Source organism: Flavobacterium sp., from assembly GCF_040382755.1.
Taxonomy (GTDB): domain Bacteria; phylum Bacteroidota; class Bacteroidia; order Flavobacteriales; family Flavobacteriaceae; genus Flavobacterium.
Genome location: NZ_JBEIET010000146.1, coordinates 1 through 4,303, shown reverse-complemented (window position 1 = coordinate 4,303; position 4,303 = coordinate 1). Strand labels below are relative to the sequence as shown.

The 4,303-nt window shown below is 32.6% G+C and carries 4 protein-coding genes; all 4 read right to left on the bottom strand.

All coding sequences use genetic code 11. The features are described from left to right. Window positions 1–258: 258 nt before the first annotated feature. The gene (gene dusB / locus ABWO04_RS10155) at window positions 259–1,263 is read right to left on the bottom strand and encodes a tRNA dihydrouridine synthase DusB (protein WP_353079594.1); all 1,005 of its coding nucleotides are present in this window, start codon (window positions 1,261–1,263) and stop codon (window positions 259–261) included. 455 nt (window positions 1,264–1,718) lie between these two features. Beyond that, window positions 1,719–2,984, bottom strand: coding sequence for a murein hydrolase activator EnvC family protein (locus ABWO04_RS10150; RefSeq protein ID WP_353079593.1), 1,266 nt, complete (start codon window positions 2,982–2,984; stop codon window positions 1,719–1,721). A gap of 21 nt (window positions 2,985–3,005) precedes the next feature. Then, window positions 3,006–3,785 carry a lipoprotein insertase outer membrane protein LolB1 gene (lolB1, locus tag ABWO04_RS10145; protein WP_353079592.1) on the bottom strand — a complete coding sequence of 260 codons (780 nt, stop codon included), beginning with the start codon at window positions 3,783–3,785 and terminating at the stop codon, window positions 3,006–3,008. 1 nt (window position 3,786) lies between these two features. Then, window positions 3,787–4,303 (bottom strand): tetratricopeptide repeat protein (locus ABWO04_RS10140; RefSeq protein WP_502903984.1); only part of this gene is annotated, 517 nt, incomplete at its 5' end.

Below are 4,303 nucleotides of genomic sequence, written 5' to 3'. Positions count from 1 at the left end.
TGGTGTCAAGATGAAGAATTTTAATTGTAGAAATAGTTTGCATAGAATTCATTTTGAAAACGGAAAGTTAGATTATTTCGAAGAGATTCGCAATTTTTTCAATAAGAAACACGTAAACTCAAACACAGATTGACACAGATTCCACTAATTTACAAAATGAAAATAGTTCTTGAGACCCTTTCAGGGTGACAAACTAAACGATGATTTTAGGAATACGGCCGTTAAGAATTTGAATCAAGTTAAGATTAACTAATTAGTTTATTGCCCAATTAAAGCAGTGTCATAATTTGCATACACTTCTTTTATTTGATTAAAAATATCAAATAATTCGTTGTGTCCATCGGTGGTAACTAAGCGCTGTTTGTATTGTTTGAAATCTTGAATGCCTTTGAAGTAATTGGTATAATGACGACGCATTTCTACGATTCCCACGCGTTCGCCTTTCCATTCCATTGACCAGATTAAGTGGTTTTGAGCGGCTACTACTCTGTCTGCAACAGTTGGTGGGGCTAATTTTTCACCTGTTTTGAAAAAATGCTTGATTTCGTTAAAAATCCAAGGGTAACCAATGGCGGCACGACCAATCATCATACCGTCTAAACCAAATTTATTTTTATATTCTAACGCTTTTTCTGGAGAATCGATATCGCCATTTCCAAAGATAGGCATAGAAATTCGTGGATTGTTTTTAATACGTTCAATATGTGTCCAGTCGGAATGTCCTTTATACATTTGTGCGCGCGTTCTGGCGTGAACGGTTAAAGCTTGTACGCCAATATCTTGCAAACGTTCGGCTACTTCATCAATATTTATAGAACTTTCGTCCCAACCCAAACGGGTTTTTACAGTAACTGGCAAATGTGTGGATTTGATGACGGCTTTGGTTAATCGCACCATTAAATCAATATCTTTTAAAACACCTGCACCAGCGCCTTTACACACTACTTTTTTAACAGGGCAACCAAAATTAATATCTACCAAATCCGGTTGAACCGTTTCTACAATTTTTGCAGAAAGTGCCATTGCTTCTTCGTCGCCACCAAATATTTGAATACCAACTGGTCGTTCGTAATCGAAAATATCGAGTTTCATTCTGCTTTTCATTGCATCACGAATTAAACCTTCAGAGGAAATAAATTCAGAATACATTAAATCTGCTCCGTGCATTTTGCATAAACGACGAAATGGCGGATCGCTTACATCTTCCATAGGGGCAAGAAGCAAGGGATAATCGGGCAAAATTATGTTTCCAATTTTTGGCATAGTGCAAAGGTAGTACAAAAGTTTATTTTAAACACATAGGCATATAGATTTTTGGAAATCGTATAGACGCTACGCTGAAAATAACTTACAATAGACTGGATTAAAAAATCTGTGTGAATCTATGTAATCCGTGGTAAAAAAAACACATAGGCACATAGATTCTTTGAAATGCGATAAGACGCTTCGCTCAAAATAGTTAACAATAGATTGCGTTAAAAAAATCTGTGTAATCCGTGGTAAAAAAAACATATAAGCACTTTAATGGGTACACAGGTTGAGTCGATTTTACTGATTTTTGCTGAAAGTTTTTTGAAAACAATTGTTGTGTTTTAGCCCCGATAGGAGCGGCATCTTTTTCTTTTGTTGCCTTCGAGTACCTCAGGCAACAAAAGAAAAAATATAGCGGATAGCGGGACCGAAAGTCTTCTGGAAATATAAAGTTGTGCTCCTAAAAATTATTTAGGTTTTAACCAACTTTTTGGATTTAGAACCGTTGTATTCTGATTGATAACAAATTTTAATACCGAATTTCCTTTGGCATTTGTTTTAATTTTACCCAACGTTTGTTTTGCTGTAACTTTATTTCCTACAGAAACCGAAACGCTACTTAAATTACTATATGCGGTAAAGAAATCTCCGTGACGCACCAGTACCGTATAAGTATTTGTAGTTTGAGACACTTGTACGCCAGAAACTTCGCCAGCAAAAACGGCACGTGCCGATGAACCAGAATCCGTAGTGATGTCGATTCCACTATTATGAATGACAATATTGCTATAATCTGGATGTGGCTGATCTCCGTATCCAGTGGAAATATATCCTTTTTCTGTAGGCCAAGGCAATTGCCCTTTGTTGGCTTTAAAACTATCTGACGATAATTTTCCTTCAGGTGTTAATTCAATTTTTGTAGAAGAAACCGGTGCAGTTTTCACAGGTGCAGTATTTCCGGAAGCTGTTGCTGCCGCTTTTTTCTTTGCAGCATTTTTTTTGTTTTCAGCAGCAATCGCATCGTTAATCATTTTCTTGATTTTTTTATCGATGGATTTTCTTTCTTTATCCATTTTAGCGATATCTGCAGCAATTTTTTTCTTATCTTTTTGTATAAGTTTTGCCGTTGCTACTTTTTCTTGTTTTAGTTTTTCGTGTTCGGCTTTAATTTTTGTTTTTTCAACAATAACTACTTCTTTTTCTTTTTTGTTAGTTTGTAATTCGCCAACAGCGACACCTAATCGGGCTTGTTTTACTTTAATTTCTTCAGCTTGACGTTTTCTGTACCCTGCATATTGTTTCATATATTGTATGCGCTTGTAGGCTTGCAAAAAACTTGAAGAAGACAATACAAACATAAATCGGCTTTGTTCAGAACGACTTTTGTATGATTTCACAATCATTTTTGCATAATCTTCCTTCATTATTTTTAAATCTTTATTTAACTTATTAATTTCTAATTGCGTTAAATAAATATTGTCGTCTAAAATTCGTGCTTGTTTGGCGATTGTAGAAATGATTTTTTCGGAAATTTTAATTTGGGCATCTTGTCCCGCAATTTCTTTCAAAACGGATTTTTCTTTTTTCTTTTCGTTCTGAAGTTTGGTTTTTGCTTCAGACAGTTCTCTTTGTAATTGTTCTTTTCTTTGTTCTAATTTTTCTTTCTCATCAATTTGTGCCATTGCTGAAAAGGAAAAAAAGAGTACGAATAGGGATAAAAGAAATTTGTTCATTCTTGAATTTTTTTTACAAAATTAATCTATTTTTATTTGAGAATAACCATCTGGGATAGAATATGGATACGATAATGATTCATTAAACGTAATTTTTTTATATTCTACATTAATTTTAACTTGATTTTGTTGGTTGGCAATAATAGAAACGCCAGTTGGAAGAAAAATATTGTCTTGATTACTAAAAGATGGATAGTTTACTAAAACATTTCTGTTTTTTGAAATTTGATTGATAAATTGCTCTTTTAATAAATAATTTGCCGTTTCAAAACGAAATAACTTTTCAATATCAGCTTGTTTTTTTGATTTTAATTGTACTAAATTATTTGCAATTTCTGCAATAAAAACTTCTTTAGTTAAATCATCAATAGGACGTCCTAACAACAAATTCTGCACTTTTTGAAAATCTAAATCGGTGCCTAACATTTTAGCTAAAATAGAATAGTCACCATCAAAAAAAGTTCCGTTAGCCTTTTCGTAATAACTAACTCTTGTTGGTGTTATAAGTGCTTTTGCCATTGGGATTCCAAAAAATTTTAGATTAATCCATATGATTTCATCTTTTTTAATTCGGATATCGGCATTAATAGAAATAGATTGTTTTTGGTCTTCATAATCCGCAGCAGAACGAATTGAAACCGTTTGAAAATTTAACGTATTTTGATAATGCTTTTCAATAACTGCTTTCGCTTTATTATCAACCACAGTTTCTTTAGCAACGGTTTGTTCTACGACTGTTTTTTTCGTTTTGCACGAAGCTAAAACGACTACTAATACTATAAATGTAACTAGTTTATTCATATTATTTTTTAGAAATTGCATCTAATCTTTTTTGATAGGTTTGTTTCATTTTTAAATCCGATAATCCTTCGGCGCAAATTATAAATTGCTTGCAAAATCCGACTTCTAAATTTGGATCATCAATAACATAATCAATTCCCATTTCTAAAAAATCTTTTGCTCTTTTGAAATTTTTCAAGTTGTTATTTCCTTTTCCGGCATAATAATATAAATTGGCTTTGGTTGGAAATAAATCAATGCAAACTTCTGCTTTTTTTGCCATTTTTTCAAATTGCTTATTGAAATCATAACTATTCAAAAGTAAGTCAATCGCTTCAATGTCATTTGAATTGGATTTTTCGATGTACTTCTGTGCCAATTCGAAATTATTTTTATTGTAGAAAAATTTTCCTAATTCTTTATTTACATCCATACCCACATTATTGTCGAAATATGAAATGCTATTGTCAATTTCTACAAGTAATTGCGGATTTTTAATGGCAAATATTAAGTACTCGTTTAAAACGCGTTGCTTAATT

Bases quoted from the DNA above. Each gene is read 5' to 3' on its own strand.
- lolB1 (WP_353079592.1), bottom strand. From the start codon at position 3,785: ATGAATAAACTAGTTACATTTATAGTATTAGTAGTCGTTTTAGCTTCG.
- ABWO04_RS10150 (WP_353079593.1), bottom strand. From the start codon at position 2,984: ATGAACAAATTTCTTTTATCCCTATTCGTACTCTTTTTTTCCTTTTCA.
- dusB (WP_353079594.1), bottom strand. From the start codon at position 1,263: ATGCCAAAAATTGGAAACATAATTTTGCCCGATTATCCCTTGCTTCTT.